Source organism: Nocardioides sp. Kera G14 (assembly GCF_020715565.1).
Taxonomy (GTDB): domain Bacteria; phylum Actinomycetota; class Actinomycetes; order Propionibacteriales; family Nocardioidaceae; genus Nocardioides.
The window spans coordinates 3,204,715-3,218,494 of record NZ_CP085839.1 but is presented as its reverse complement, the minus strand read 5'-3'; the positions used below and the strand labels follow the sequence as shown (position 1 = coordinate 3,218,494).

General features: G+C 70.3%; 13 protein-coding genes. 5 read left to right on the top strand and 8 right to left on the bottom strand.

Features of this window, described 5'->3' with window-relative positions:
- Positions 1-22: 22 nt before the first annotated feature.
- From LH076_RS15740 to LH076_RS15720, 5 genes are read right to left on the bottom strand one after another with little or no spacing between them, the layout of a single operon-like run.
- Positions 23-1,615, bottom strand: coding sequence for an acyl-CoA carboxylase subunit beta (locus LH076_RS15740; RefSeq protein ID WP_227781703.1), 1,593 nt, complete (start codon positions 1,613-1,615; stop codon positions 23-25).
- Positions 1,612-2,757 carry an acyl-CoA dehydrogenase family protein gene (locus LH076_RS15735; protein WP_227781702.1) on the bottom strand — a complete coding sequence of 382 codons (1,146 nt, stop codon included), beginning with the start codon at positions 2,755-2,757 and terminating at the stop codon, positions 1,612-1,614. Before LH076_RS15735 ends, LH076_RS15740 begins: the two co-directional genes overlap by 4 nt.
- Entirely contained in the window at positions 2,754-4,532 is a 1,779-nt protein-coding gene (locus LH076_RS15730) for an acyclic terpene utilization AtuA family protein (RefSeq protein WP_227781701.1), read from the bottom strand. The genes LH076_RS15735 and LH076_RS15730 overlap by 4 nt, the downstream gene beginning before the upstream one ends.
- Positions 4,529-5,332, bottom strand: a complete 804-nt coding sequence (locus LH076_RS15725) for a TIGR03084 family metal-binding protein (protein ID WP_227781700.1) — start codon at positions 5,330-5,332, stop codon at positions 4,529-4,531. The genes LH076_RS15730 and LH076_RS15725 overlap by 4 nt, the downstream gene beginning before the upstream one ends.
- On the bottom strand, positions 5,329-5,976 hold the full coding sequence (locus LH076_RS15720; protein ID WP_227781699.1) for a TetR/AcrR family transcriptional regulator: 648 nt from the start codon (positions 5,974-5,976) through the stop codon (positions 5,329-5,331). Before LH076_RS15720 ends, LH076_RS15725 begins: the two co-directional genes overlap by 4 nt.
- 149 nt (positions 5,977-6,125) lie before the next feature.
- Here LH076_RS15720 and LH076_RS15715 point away from each other — a divergent pair, with 149 nt between their 5' ends.
- Together LH076_RS15715 and LH076_RS15710 are read left to right on the top strand one after the other, a co-directional pair.
- The gene (locus tag LH076_RS15715; RefSeq protein ID WP_227781698.1) at positions 6,126-6,851 is read left to right on the top strand and encodes an ABC transporter ATP-binding protein; all 726 of its coding nucleotides are present in this window, start codon (positions 6,126-6,128) and stop codon (positions 6,849-6,851) included.
- The gene (locus LH076_RS15710) at positions 6,826-8,346 is read left to right on the top strand and encodes a hypothetical protein (protein WP_227781697.1); all 1,521 of its coding nucleotides are present in this window, start codon (positions 6,826-6,828) and stop codon (positions 8,344-8,346) included. Before LH076_RS15715 ends, LH076_RS15710 begins: the two co-directional genes overlap by 26 nt.
- Here the strand turns inward: LH076_RS15710 and LH076_RS15705 are convergent.
- The 3 genes from LH076_RS15705 to LH076_RS15695 are packed head-to-tail and all read right to left on the bottom strand — an operon-like array spanning position 8,327 to position 10,715.
- The gene (locus LH076_RS15705; RefSeq protein ID WP_227781696.1) at positions 8,327-8,863 is read right to left on the bottom strand and encodes an RDD family protein; all 537 of its coding nucleotides are present in this window, start codon (positions 8,861-8,863) and stop codon (positions 8,327-8,329) included. The two genes, LH076_RS15710 and LH076_RS15705, sit on opposite strands and share 20 nt — an antisense overlap.
- Before the next feature lie 11 nt (positions 8,864-8,874).
- Positions 8,875-9,912 carry an FUSC family protein gene (locus LH076_RS15700; RefSeq protein ID WP_227781695.1) on the bottom strand — a complete coding sequence of 346 codons (1,038 nt, stop codon included), beginning with the start codon at positions 9,910-9,912 and terminating at the stop codon, positions 8,875-8,877.
- Positions 9,909-10,715: a carbon-nitrogen hydrolase family protein gene (locus LH076_RS15695; RefSeq protein WP_227781694.1), complete on the bottom strand. Its 807-nt coding sequence runs from the start codon at positions 10,713-10,715 to the stop codon at positions 9,909-9,911. Before LH076_RS15695 ends, LH076_RS15700 begins: the two co-directional genes overlap by 4 nt.
- 209 nt (positions 10,716-10,924) lie before the next feature.
- On the opposite strand from LH076_RS15695, the gene LH076_RS15690 reads away from it, so the two are divergent.
- The 3 genes from LH076_RS15690 to LH076_RS15680 are packed head-to-tail and all read left to right on the top strand — an operon-like array spanning position 10,925 to position 13,776.
- The gene (locus tag LH076_RS15690) at positions 10,925-11,743 is read left to right on the top strand and encodes an ABC transporter ATP-binding protein (protein WP_227781693.1); all 819 of its coding nucleotides are present in this window, start codon (positions 10,925-10,927) and stop codon (positions 11,741-11,743) included.
- A gap of 2 nt (positions 11,744-11,745) precedes the next feature.
- On the top strand, positions 11,746-12,612 hold the full coding sequence (locus tag LH076_RS15685) for an ABC transporter permease (RefSeq protein ID WP_227781692.1): 867 nt from the start codon (positions 11,746-11,748) through the stop codon (positions 12,610-12,612).
- Between the two features lie 48 nt (positions 12,613-12,660).
- Entirely contained in the window at positions 12,661-13,776 is a 1,116-nt protein-coding gene (locus tag LH076_RS15680; RefSeq protein ID WP_227781691.1) for an ABC transporter substrate-binding protein, read from the top strand.
- The last annotated feature ends 4 nt before the right edge of the window (positions 13,777-13,780 follow it).

Sequence of the window (13,780 nt, the reverse complement as noted above, 5' to 3'; positions counted from 1 at the left end):
GGGCTGCCTTTCATAGCTGCAGTCACATCCGGAAGACGCCGAAGTTGAGGGTTCCCTCGATCGGCTGGTTCTCGATGACGGACAGGCAGAGGCCGAGGATGTCGCGGGTGTCACGCGGATCGATGATCCCGTCGTCGTACACCATTCCGGAGAGGAAGTAGGGCAGTGACTGGGCCTCGATCATCTCCTCGACGAAGGCTCGCGTGGCGGCGCCGGCCTCCTCGTCGTACGCGACCCCCTTCGACGCGGCGGAGGCCCGGGCGACGATGTCCATGACGCCGGCGAGCTGCTGCGGACCCATGACCGCGGACTTCGCGTTGGGCCAGGTGAAGAGGAACCGCGGGTCGTAGGCGCGGCCGTTCATGCCGTAGTTGCCGGCGCCGTACGACGCCCCGATGAGGATGGAGATCGACGGGACCTTCGAGTTGGAGACGGCGTTCACCATCATCGCGCCGTGCTTGATGATGCCGCCCTGCTCGTACTCCTTGCCGACCATGTATCCGGTGGTGTTGTGCAGGAAGAGCAGGGGGGTGTCGGAGGCGTTGGCGAGCTGGATGAACTGCGTCGCCTTCTGTGCCTCCTTGCTGAAGAGGATGCCCTGCGCGTTGGCGAGGATGCCGATCGGGCGACCGTGGATCCGGGCCCACCCGGTCACCAGCGAGGAGCCGTAGAGCGGCTTGAACTCGTCGAAGGCCGCCTCGTTGGTGGCCGACGGGCCGTCGACGAGGCGGAGGATCACCTCGCGCGGATCGAACGGCTCCTTGAGATCCGTCGGGATGATGTCGAGCAGCCCCTCGGGATCGAGCAGCGGCTCGGCGTACTCACCGGTGAACCTCGCGCCGCGCTTCGGGACGTTGAGCCGCGCGACGATGCGTCGACCCAGGCGGATCGCGTCCTGCTCGTCGACGGCGAGGTAGTCGGCGAGGCCCGACGTCGTCGCGTGCATGCGCGCACCACCGAGCTCCTCGTCGTTGCTCTCCTCACCGGTCGCCATCTTCACCAGCGGCGGGCCGCCGAGGAAGACCTTCGCGCCACCGTCGACCATCACGATGTAGTCGCTCATGCCGGGGATGTAGGCCCCACCGGCGGTGGAGTTGCCGAAGACCAGGGCCACCGTGGGCTGCTTGCGTGCGCTGGCACGGGTGATGTCGCGGAAGCCCTTGCCCGCGGGGATGAAGATGTCCTTCTGGTGCGGGAGGTCGGCGCCGCCGGACTCGACGAGCGTCACCGTCGGAAGCATGTTCTCCTCGGCGATCTGCATCGCGCGTCCGGTCTTGCGCATGGAGACCGGGTTGATCGAGCCACCCTTCACCGTCGGGTCGTGCGCGATCACCATGCACTCGACACCGCTGACGACGCCGATGCCCGTGACGGTCGAGCCGCCGACGGTGAACTCGGTGCCCCAGCCCGCGAGCGTCATCAGCTCCAGGAACGGGCTGCCCTCGTCGAGGAGCAGCTCGATCCGCTCGCGGGCGGTGAGCTTGCCACGCGCGTGGTGGCGCTCGATGTACTTCCCGCCGGCGGTGACCGCCTTGAGGTGCTCGGCGTCGAGGTCGGCGAGCTTGGCGAGCATCGCCTCTCGATTCGCGGACACGGTCGGGGTCGACGTACTCATGCGGTCAGTCCTAGGAGTTTGGCGGCGAGATCGGTCATCACTTCGGTGGCTCCTCCTCCGATGGGCAGGATGCGGGTGTCGCGGTAGTGGCGCTCGACCTCGGTGCCGTGCATGTAGCCGGCGCCTCCGTGGAGCTGGACGGCCTCGTTGCAGACGGTCTGGCTGGCGTCGACCGCGGTCTGCTTGGCCAGTACGGCGGCGGCGATCGTCTCGGCGGTGGTGCCGCTCCGGTCGTACTGGTCGATGACCTGGTGCGTGTACGCCTTCGCCACCTCGACGAGGCGGTGCATCTCGACGAGCTTGTGCTGCACGACCTGCCGGGCGATCAGTGGCTTGCCGAAGGTGGCGCGCTCCCTCGCGTACGCCGTGGTCAGCTGCAGGGACCGCGCGGCGATGCCGTAGGCCTGCACCGCCAGGGCGATCCGCTCGGTGACGAAGGCCTCCGCGATGTAGCCGAATCCCTTGTTCTCCTGGCCTACGAGGTTCTCGAGTGGCACGCGTACGTCGACGAACCCCAGCTCCGCTGTGTCGCTGCAGTGCCAGCCCATCTTCGCCAGCTTGCGGTCGACCGTGACTCCCTCGGTGTCCTTGTCGACAACGATCAGGCTGACGCCACCGGCACCGGGGCCGCCGGTGCGGACCGCGAGGGTGATGAAGTCTGCCCGGACCCCACTGGTGATGAAGGTCTTCGAGCCGTTGATGACCCAGTGGTCACCGTCGCGCTCGGCCCGTGTGGTGAGGTGCGCGACGTCGGAACCCCCGCCGGGCTCGGTGATCCCGAGCGCGCCGATCTTCTCTCCCGCGAGGGTGGGGCGGACGTATCGGTCGATCAGGTCGGCGCTGCCGTGCGCGGCGATGTGGGGGAGGGCGATGCCGTGGGTGAAGAGGCCGGCGAGAAGTCCGCTGCTCGTGCCCTCGGAGATCAGGCCCTCGGTGAGGGCCACGGTGTCGCCCAACGTGCCGCCCTCGCCGCCCACCTCCTCGCGGAAGCCGACGCCCAGAAGCCCTTGTTTTGCTGCGGATTCGTGCAGGGACCGTGGGATCTCCTGCGCGTCCTCCCAGTCCTGGAGGTGGGGGGCGATCTGACGCCGGGCGAACTCCGCGCCGAGCTCGAACAGGTCTGCTGCGTGCGCACTCGTCATCGCAGGAACTCCTCGGGGATGTCGACGACCCGGCTGCGCAGCCATTCGCCGATGGCCTTCGCCTGCGGGTCGAAGCGGACGCCCTCAGCCACCCCGGCACCGAGGATGTCCTTCACGATGACGTTCACGCCACGGAGGTTCGGGAGCGGGACGATCTCGACGTCGAGCTCCTTGGCCTCGGGCATGAGGTGGCGGATCCACTCCGCGGTCACCGTGTCGAGAAGCCATTCCACTGCAGCATCCGGACGACCTGCTGGGATCCAGAGGCCGATATTCGCGTTGCCGCCCTTGTCTCCCGATCGGGCGTAGGCCAGGTCGCCCAGCGGGGTCCGGCGGGTGGGCCCGGCCCGGCCCGGCCCGCCCGGATCTGGCTCCGCCGCGACGCGACCAACTCCCTCGTGAGCGCCTTCGGCGCTCTCTCGGGACCCAGTCGCGGCGGAGCCCGTCCGTTCGGTCCGGTCCGGGCCCGGGATGCTCTCGACGTCCCCGTCGGGCAGGTGGACGGTCTCAGTCACCTCGGACCGATCCACGTACTGGGGGCGGTAGACCCCATAAGCACTGGGCTTGCCGGGGGGTGCCGTGACGTGGAAGCCGGGGATCGAGGCGAGGACGAGCTCGATGGCGGGGGCGGTGAAGGCGCGGCCGACGGCGTCGGCGTCCTTCGACCAGGCGGTGAGGCGGAGGAGGGTGGCGGCGCCTTCCTCGGTGGAGGAGTCGGCGGCGGGGGTGCGGTAGGAGGACCAGGAGTGCTTGAGCTCCGGGGGCAGCGCGGCATCGACCTGGGCGCGGAGCAGCTCGGCCTTCTGCTCGATATTGAGGCCGGTCAGGACGAACTCCACCTGGTTGCGCCAGCCGCCGAGCTCGTTGACGGCGACCTTGAGCTGCGCCGGCGGGAACAGGCCCTTCGTGCCGGCGACGCGGACCCGGTCGTCGCCGAGGTCCTCGATGGCGATGGTGGTGAGGTCGGCGCTCACGTCGGGATTGAGGTACGTCGACCCCTGGATCTCGTAGAAGAGCTGGGCGGAGACCGTGTCGGCGGTGACGAGGCCCCCGGTGCCGGGGTGCTTGGTGACCACGAAGGAGCCGTCGGACGCGATCTCGGCGATCGGGAAGCCGAACGGCTTGACAGGGTCCTTGAGGCGGCCGTCGCGGAGGGCGTCGAAGAGCCCGGCGAAGTTGCCGCCGGTGGCCTGGGTGCCGCACTCGATGACGTGGCCGGCGATCAGTGCGCCGGCGAGCTCGTCGAGCGAGTCGCGGGTCCAGCCGTGGTGGTGGATCGCCGGCCCCATCACGATCGAGGCGTCGGTGACGCGGCCGGTGATGACCACATCCGCACCCGCCTCGAGAGCTCGAGCGATGCCGAAGGCACCGAGGTAGGCGTTGGCGGTGAGTGCGCCGGGGAACAGCCCGGACGCGCGGAGGTCGTCGCCGTCGACGTACGCGACCCGCGGCTTTCGACCCGAGCCGGTGTCGATCTCGCCGATCGCGGCAACGAGGCCGGACGGGTTGAGCCCGCCGGCATTGCTGACGATCTTGACCCCCTTCTCGAGCGCGAGCCCGAGACAGTCGCGGAGCTGGGCGAGGAACGTCTTGGCGTAGCCGAGGTTCTCGCCGCCGGTGCGCATCTGGTCCTTGCCGAGGATGAGCATGGTGAGCTCGGCCAGCCAGTCACCCGTGATCACGTCGACCTGGCCGCCTTCGAGCTGCTCGCGCATGGCGGAGAGGCGGTCGCCGTAGAAGCCGGAGACGTTTGCGACGATGAGGGGCCCGGTCATGAGGCATCCCTTCCGTGGGGTGCGCGACCGGCACCGGGAGGGCCGGCGAAGGCCTGGGCGATCTCCAACCACTGCGAGGCGTCGGGGCCGGAGGCGACGAGATCGGTGTCGTCGCGGTGGACGCGCTGGGTGACCAGGCGGGCGAAGTCCCACGCGGAGCCGGTGATCGTCTGCGCGGCGTCGTCGGGGCCGAAGCTGATGACCTCCTCCGACGGCAGCACGAGGGTCACCTGGATCTCCGCATCGGGAGCGGAGCGGCCGCGCGCGGCGTAGGCGAATCCGCGGGTGCGTACGCCGAGGTGGGCGACGTGACGGACCGCGTCGGTCTGCTCCGGGACGAGGCCGAGGGCGTCGAAGACGTCGAGGCTGTGCGCCCAGGTCTCCATCAGCCGCGCGGTCGCCATGGATGCAGGCGACATCGCCGGACCGAACCAGGGCAGCTTGCCGGTCGCGGCGAGCAGGGCCGGGGGCAGGGCGGTGCGGGCGGCGTCCCATCGCTCGAGGATCTGCGCGGCCGTCGCCGTCGCTCCCGCCCGGGCCTCGGCGTCGACGAACCCCTCGGGATCCTGGATCGCCTCGAGGACGAGCTCGTCCCACTCCTCCGTGTCGCCGGCCGCGGCACGGGTCGCGAGCAGGGAGGCCTCGTCGGTCCACGCGAGATGGACGATCGTCGTGGCGATGTCCCAGCCCTCGGCCGGCGTCGGCGTACGCCACTGGTCCTCGGTGAGGAGTCCGACCGCTTCGCGCAGGCGGTCACCCTCGGCGGTCAGGGCGGTGAGGAGGTCGTCGAGAATGGTCATGAGTCACCTTTCGCGGGGCCAGAAGCCGGATTTCGAGGGGCCGAAACCCGGATCTCGGCGTCGAGGACGGTGGCCCAGTGGTCGAGGATCCGGTTACGGCGCCGGGTGTCGGCGCTGATGGTGGAGGCGAGCCCGAGCCCGCGGATCAGGTCGAGGGTGGCCTGGACGAGCTCGCGCTGGCCCGGGACGGACTCGTCGACCTCGAGCAGCCTGACGGCCAGCCGGTGGGCCGACCGGCCCATCTGCTGCTCCAGCGGGCCCACCAGCGCCAGCAGCGACGGGTCCGTCCGGGCCCCGACCCAGAGCTCGAGGGCCGCCGTGAACATCGGCGAGGTGAAGTGGTCGGCGAAGAGCTGCAGCACCGCCCGGGTACGCGACGACCCGGTCGGCAGCGCCTCGGCCGCGGCGGCGAGCTCCGCTCCCCGTGTGGTCATGACGTGCTCGACCGCCGCGAAGACCAGGTCGTTGCGGGTGGGGAAGTGGTGGAGCTGGGCGCCGCGCGAGACGCCGGCGCGCTCGGAGACGAGGGTGGTCGTCGTATTGGCGAAGCCACGCTCGACGAGGACCTCGACCGCCGCCTCCAGCAGACGGGCCCGCATGAGGCGGGTGCGCTCCTCCTGCGGAACTCGCGTGGCCTGGGTCACGTCTGCCAGTCTCGGCGGTCACAAACAAACAGTCAAGACTGACTTTTTATTCATCCTCCGTTCGGCCGCCGGCACTAGTCACCATGGCCAGGTGAAGCCAGCCGTGCGACCGTGGTCCCGACACACCGCACCCCGGGAGAATCGTTGTAGTGAGTGAGCAAGTCCCAGCTCTTCCAGCGGTGGTCGTGGAGGGTCTCCACGTCCGCTTCGGTGAGGTCGAGGCCGTCAGCGGCGTCGACCTGATCGCTGCCGCCGGCCAGAGCACCGCGCTCCTGGGGAGGAACGGCGCGGGCAAGTCGACCACGATGCGGGTCATCGCCGGGGTGGTTCCACCCACCGAGGGGCGAGTCGTGGTCGCAGGTTTCGACGTACGTCGCCAGCCCCTGGCGGTCAAGCAGTCGGTCGGCTACTGCCCCGACGTCGGTGGGCTGGTGCCGCGCGCGACCCCGTGGGAGCACCTCCAGCTCTCCGCGCGCCTGCGCCGCATGGAGCCGGGGTGGGAGGAGAGCGCCCGCGACCTGCTCGAGCGCTTCGGCCTCGGCGACGTCGCGCACCGCGTGACCTCCGGATTCAGCCACGGCATGGGCCGACGCCTCTCGGTCGCCCTCGCCGCCTTCCACCGGCCCGGAGTGCTCCTGCTCGACGAACCCTTCGACGGCGTGGACCCCATCGGCGTCGAGGCGACGCTCGAGACGATCAGTGACGCCCGCGCCCGCGGTGCCTGCGTGCTCGTCTCCACCCACCTGCGTGAGCTCGCGATCGAGGCCTGCTCCTCGGTGCTGGTGCTACGCAGCGGGGCCCAGGTCGCCACCCTCGACGCCGCAGCCATGGCCGGTGAGGAGGGGGCGCGTGCCTATCGCGGCCTCCTGGACTAGCGCCTGGACCAGGGCCGCCGCTGACCTCGGCCACCTGCTCCGCTTCCGTACGGCGACACGGGGCCGTCGGCGCTTCTGGACCGGCCTCGGAGTGTTCACGACGATCACCATCGCCGCAGCTGTGATCCCGGCCTTCTCTCCCGGTGCCGGGGGCGACGGTTACGCGTTCAACCTGCTGATCCTCCTTCCGAGCGCCATGGCCGGCTTCCTGCTGCTCGCGATCGGCTCCGCGATCGCCAGCGGTGGTGGGCGCGAGCTGGTCGCACGTGACCAGGTCGTCGCCTTCCCGATCAGCCCGACGACCGACCATCTCGGCGCCCTCCTGCTCGCGCCGCTCAACATCGCCTGGCTGATCCAGTCCTGGCTGCTCCTCGGAAGTGCCTCCTACGCCCTCGGCCGCCACGACTTCGTCCCCGTCGTGATCGGCCTGCTTCCCTGGATCGCCGCCTCGACGGCGATCGGTCAGGTCGTGGCCTGGACCTTCGAATGGCTCCGCCGCCTGCCGGGCGGCCTCATCGCCGCCCGCGTGATCGGGCTGGCGGTCGTGCTCGCCGTCGCGGTCCTCCAGGTCACCCACCACCTGGCCCCCGTCCTCGACCGACTCCCCACCAGCCGGCTCGTCGCGCTCATGGTCGGCGGCTGGAGCTGGGGCTGGGCAGTCGCCGTCGTGATCATGGTGGCCCTCTTCGTCGCTGCCACGGTGCTCGGCGCGGTGCCGGCCACCCTCGCCGCGCACCGTGTCCCGCGCGAGGAGACGTCGGTCGAGTCGGGCCACTTCCGCGCCCGGCCGACGCTGCGTTCCGACCTCGCGATGATGATCCGGATCGACCGGGCCTCCGTGTGGCGGGCCGTACCGATGCGGCGCGGCGTGACGGTCCTGGCGATCGGGCCGGGCCTGGTCGCGATCGCCGGCGGCCTCGCCTGGCACCAGCTGATGATCCTCCCGGGCCTGGTCGCCTCCGGCGGTGCGCTCCTCTTCGGCGTCAACGCCTGGACCCTCGAGGGCCGGGGCATCCTCTGGCGCGAGAGCCTCCCCGTCGAGCCGCGCACGGTCTTCGCCGCCCGTGCCTGGGTGCTCTTCGAGTTCCTGTGGGCGGCGTCCGCAGTCACGCTGCTGCTCGCCGCGCTCCGCGCCGGCCCGCCGACCTCCTCGCAGCTCGCGGCGCTGCTCTGCACCTGGATCGTCGTGCTCGGGCAGGTCGTCTCCGCCGGCCTGCGGTGGAGTGCGAGGTCGCCGTACAGCGTCGACCTGCGCTCGGCGCGCTCGACTCCGGCGCCCCCGCTGGCGATGGTGGGCTATTCCTCGAAGCTCGCGCTGACGACGACGCTGACCAGCCTGATCTTCACCGGGCTGGCTCAGGTCGACGCATGGCCGCTGTCGGTCCTCGTCGCCGCGCCGTTCGTCGGCTGGTCGGCCTGGCGGCTGCTCACCGTGCGCGACCGCTGGCTGGAGCCGGCCGAGCGGGCGCGGATCGTCATGACCGTTGCTGGATGACCACCGACGAGACGCACTTGTCGGCGAACGTCTGCTTCTTGTCGTCCCAGATCGGCCACAGGTAGCCGATGTAGCAGAAGCTGTCGAGGATGTGGCAGAGCTGGCGCAGGAACGACATGCCCGCGCCGACCGGCTTGCCGGTCTCCTCCTTCACCAGCAGCAGGCCGAGCGCACTCTTGCCGAGCGAGGCGCCGCTGCTGCCCTGGCGGAAGACGATGTTCCAGATGGTGAAGGCGATCATGAAGATCACGCCGAGGACGATCACGATGATGCCGACCACGCCGAGGCCGTTGAGGGAGGCGTCGTCGATGACCGTCGTGCCGTCGAGGTCCGTGTGGGTCGTCGCGTCGCTGCCCGCGATGAGCAGCACGATCCCGATCAGCACCGGGATGCCGGCGAGCAGCGCCACGAGCTGGTCGATCACGTAGGCACCGACGCGCTGCCACCAGCCCGCATAGGCGTACGTCGGCACCAGGACGGGTGGGACGGGCGGGAAGCCGGGGGACTGGTAGCTCATGCCGTCGCACCCTAGGGCATGCCCTGCCGCATCCGGCGCGTCCGCGCCAGCGTCACGACACCTCCGAGCACCAGGGCGATCAGCACGCCGGTGAGGGTCTCGAGGCCACGCTCGGTGACCAGCGTGTGCGCCGGGATAGGTGCGGCCAGGTTTCCCATCAGGAGTGCGAGTGGCGTGACCGCGATCAGTGCCAGGGCGTAGTTCCGTCCGATCAGCAGCTCGGCGAGCGCCTGGAGGCACACGACCACGACGATGAGCACGAGACCGCGCGGGTCCAGGGCGAGCAGCGCGACAGCGGCGGCCAGTCCGAGGGCCGTGCCGATCAGTCGCTGCAACCCGCGGGTCAGCTGGGCGTTCCAGTCACGGGCGGCCAGGGGGACCGCGGCGGCGACCATCGCCCAGTAGGGGCGGCCGATCCCGCTGCCGGTCGCGACCAGTCCGGCGACAAGCACGCCGACTGCGGACAGGACGGCGTAGGGGATCCGGCCGCCGGCACGTCCCCCGATCGGAGGCTCCCGCGGGTCGATCCAGTCATGGCGCCACAGCGATCCGACGGCACCGACCACAAGGGCGAAGGCCGCGGCGGAGGCCGAGCAGGCGGCCGCCGTACCGACGTCGGAGAGGTGGCCCGGGACGGAGGCGACGGCGGCGAAGCCGAAGACCTGGAAGAGTGCTCCGGGCGGATGCCACCCCATCCGCGCGGATTCCCATGCGGCGCCGCCGGCGATGAACGCGGCGATCGGCACCGCCCACCATGCCCGCGCGCTGCTCGCGCCGACGAGGGCGCCGAGCGTCACGCAGGCCGTCTGGGTGAGGGCGATGACGAGCTGGAGTCGGGTGCGCTGCCAGCCTCCGCGCTCGCGGCCGTAGAGGGACGCGAAGGCACCGAACGCGGCATAGAGCGACCACTCCGGATGACCGATCCCGGAGAGCACGACCAGCGGCACTCCGAGGGAGACCGAGGCTCGGGCCGCGATCAGGTGGGCGTTGTTGTGCGGCCCGACCTGGACGAGCCGCCTGTGCAGGGGGAGTCGAGGGCTCGAGGTCACGGGTGGTAGAGCTCGGCCCGGCGATCCCGGAGGTAGTCCGCGCCGAGCTTCGAGCCGAGCGGGAGATCGGCGACCAGCAGCTCCTCGTCCTCGGCCGAGGCCTGGGCGACGATGGTCCCGTCGGGCGCCACGATGGTGCTGCGGCCGTTGTAACTGAGTTGGCCGTCGGAGCCGGCGTAGTTGGCGTAGACGATCCCCACGCCGCTCTCCACGGCGCGGGCGCGCAGCAGGACGTCCTGCACCTCGTCGGCGCCCTGTGGGTTCGCCGTCGGCACGAGTACGGCGACAGCCCCCTGCACCGCGAGATGCCGGACGGCCTCGGGGAACTCCACGTCGTAACAGATCAGTGCGCCGAGCTTCCGGCCCTCGACCGGGAAGGTCGCCGGAGCCTCCGTGCCGGGGACGAACTGGGCCCGGTCGAGGTCGCCCCACAGGTGGATCTTGCGATGGATCGCGACCATCGATCCGTGGCGGTCGAGGAAGGCCGCGGAGTTGTAGACCGCCTCGTCCTGATCCTCGGGCCAACCGACGAGCAGCGCGATGTCGTGGCGACGGGCGATCTCGGCGATCGGCAACGCGGCAGGCTCGAGGGCGAGGCGCCGCACCTCGTCGGCCCCGATGGCGTAGCCGGTCAGGAACATCTCCGGCGTGACCAGTACGGACGCGCCCTGGGCAGCGGCCTCGGCCGCCACGGCGTCGAGGCGTTCGAGGTTGCCCTCGACGTCGAGAGGGCCGGGCACCGCCTGCCAGGCGGCGACGCGGACTGAGTCGGGTGCTTCGGCGGAAGGGTCGGGCGCAGTCATCAGGTCAGTCCCCCAGGTCGGTCGGATCGTCGGAGGCAGAGTGCCCGCCGATGCCCGTCATCACACCCCACGCGGCCCGGAGACCGTGCGGGACCCCGGCAATTCGTCGCGAAGGGTTGCAATTGGCATAACAAACCAACAATATGTCGTGACGCAGGTCACGTGACGGTCGTCACAGGTCGATCTGAGGGCTCTATCGAGGAGAAGCGATGCAGTTGTCGGTCAGCGACACAGGGAACGGACGGCGTCCGTCGGAGGCGGAGGCGTTCATCGACATCCGCGGGGTCAGCCAGGTGTTCAGCTCGAAGTCGGGCGGCGAGGTCCGCGCCCTGCAGGACGTGGACCTGCAGATCGCCGACGGCGAGTTCATCTCGGTGCTCGGACCCTCGGGGTGTGGGAAGAGCACGTTGATGCGGATCCTCGGAGGCCTGGCCACGGCCACGGGCGGCGAGGTGCGGATCGACGGCCGGGTCAGCGACGGCCCCAGCCCCCTCGTCGGGATGGTCTTCCAGCAGCCGGCGCTCTTCCCGTGGCGCACGGTGCTCGACAATGTCGTGCTGCCGGCCGAGGTGCTGAAGCTTCCCCGGAAGCCAGCCCGGCAGCGCGCCCTGGAGCTGCTCGAGATCGTCGGTCTCGGTCACGCGGCCGGCCTCTACCCCTATGAGCTCTCGGGCGGCATGCAGCAGCGCGTGAGCATCGCCCGCGCCCTGCTCCACGACCCCAAGATCCTGCTGATGGACGAGCCCTTCGGCGCTCTGGACGCCCAGACGCGGGAGAACATGGGCCTCGAACTGCTCCGCGTGTGGGAGGCCACGGGCAAGACCGTCGTCTTCGTGACCCACAGCGTGAACGAGGCCCTCTTCCTCGCCGACCGCGTCGTCGTCATGGCCGCGCGGCCCGGCCGCATCGCGGAGATCCACGACGTCGACCTGCCTCGACCCCGCGACCTCTCCGTGATGGCCACCACCGGCTTCAACGAGGCCGCCGACCACCTGCGCCGCCTGCTCGGCGCCAAGACGGGAGACTGATCATGGCCCTCGACGTCCAGCAGCCGGAGGCGCCCAGCGCCGTGGCGAGCGCCCTCGTGCCCACGAGGCGGACGAGCTGGCGGGAACGCCTCCCCGAGCTCATCGGAGTGCCCGTCTTCGTCGCCCTCATCATCGTGGCGTGGTGGGGCTACATCGAGCTCTTCGACGTGCGCCCCGTCATCCTGCCGACACCGAAGGCGGTGTGGGACGCGCTGGTCGACGGGCTCAGCACCAGCCCGAGCGACCCTGCCGGCTACTGGTACCACGCCCGGGTCACGATGGTGGAGATCCTGGCCGGCTTCGGGCTCGGCGCCGTCGTCGGCCTGCTCCTCGCACTGCTCCTGTCGCAGGTGCGGATCGTCGAGCGGATCGTCAACCCGGTGATCGTCGCCTTCCAGTCGGTGCCGAAGATCGCGTTCGCACCGCTCTTCATCATCTGGTTCGGCTTCGGCTCGGAGTCGAAGATCATGCTGGTCTCGCTGGTGACCTTCTTCCCTGTGTTGGTGGCCGGCATGGCGGGCTTCAAGTCGGTCGAGCCCGAGCGGCTCGACGTGATGCGGTCGCTGGGCGCCTCGACCTGGCAGCGCTTCACCAAGCTCGTCCTGCCGAACTCGCTGCCGTTCCTCTTCACGGGGCTCGAGATCTCACTGGTGCAGGCGATCACCGCAACGATCGTCGCCGAGTTCCTCGCCGGTACCGCCGGCCTCGGTGTGCTCACCGTGCAGATGCAGCAGGTGCTCGACACCGCCAGCATCTTCGCCGTCATGGTCCTGCTCGGGGTCATCGGCTGGCTGCTCGTCCTCGTCCTCGTCGCGATCCGCAAGCGGCTGACCTTCTGGTCCGCCGAGAGCCGCCGCGGCGGCCGCTGACCGCCGCCCCAACCTCTCTCTCCTCCACCTCTCATGAAAGGCACCACCATGACCACTTCCTCACCGATGCGGAAGCGACTGATCCGCGGCGCAGCAGCCGGTGTCGCCGTACTGTCCGTCGCGCTGACCGCAGCGTGCGGCGGTTCGGACTCGGGCACCGCTGCGGACGGCAGCAAGCTCACCACGATCACGCTGGCGACGCCGTTCCCCGACGGCACGCCCGGCGCGATCCCGAACTGGCTCGGCGAGAAGCTCGGCTACTTCAAGGACGAGGGCCTGAACGTCAAGGTCGTCTCCCTCGCCGGGCAGCCGGCGCAGGCGGTCGGCCTCGTCTCGGCCGGCAAGGCGGACCTGGTGAACTCGGTCCCCGACACGATCATCGTCCCGAGCGCGAAGGGCCAGGACCTCGGCCTGAAGTGGGTCTTCACGCCCTACCAGGCGCCGAGCACCAGCATCGTCGTCGCCGAGGACTCGCCCATCCAGTCGGCGAAGGACCTTGCCGGCAAGAAGGTCAGCATGAGCGCGCTCGGCGCGCCGTTCGAGACCTTCGCCCGCGCCAACGTGAAGGCCGACGGCGCGGACGGCGACTCGATCAAGCCGGTCGCCATGCCGGTCGCCGCCGCCATGGCGCAGCTCCAGAACGGTGCGGTCGACGCCATCGTGGCCAACAACTCCGAGATCGCCGTCTCGGCCCCGGCCGCCGGCGTCAAGGTGCGCACGCTCCCGCTTCCGACCTCGGTCGCCCAGACCTTCGCCGCCGGCTTCCTGGTCCGTGACGACGCGAGCAAGGCGCAGATGGACGCGTACGGCAAGTACCTCAAGGCCTACATGGAGGCCGCGGTCTTCGCGCAGACCAACCCCGAGGCAGCCGTCAGGATGAACTGGGAGAAGTACCCGGCCAGCAAGCCGAAGAACGTCTCCGAGGACGCCGCCCTGGCGCAGGGCAAGGCTGCCCTGCTCGCCACGGTCAGCCAGTTCAAGAAGGGCACCAACGGGCAGTGGGGGTACCTCGCTCCCGAGCGCTGGGACGCCGACATCGCCTACCTCGGTCTCACGGGGAAGATCGCCGACCCGTCGAAGCTCTACGACAACTCGCTGCTCGCCGCCGCGAACGACTTCGACGAGGCCGCAGTTGTGAAGCAGGCGCAGGAGTGGAAGAACTGACGCC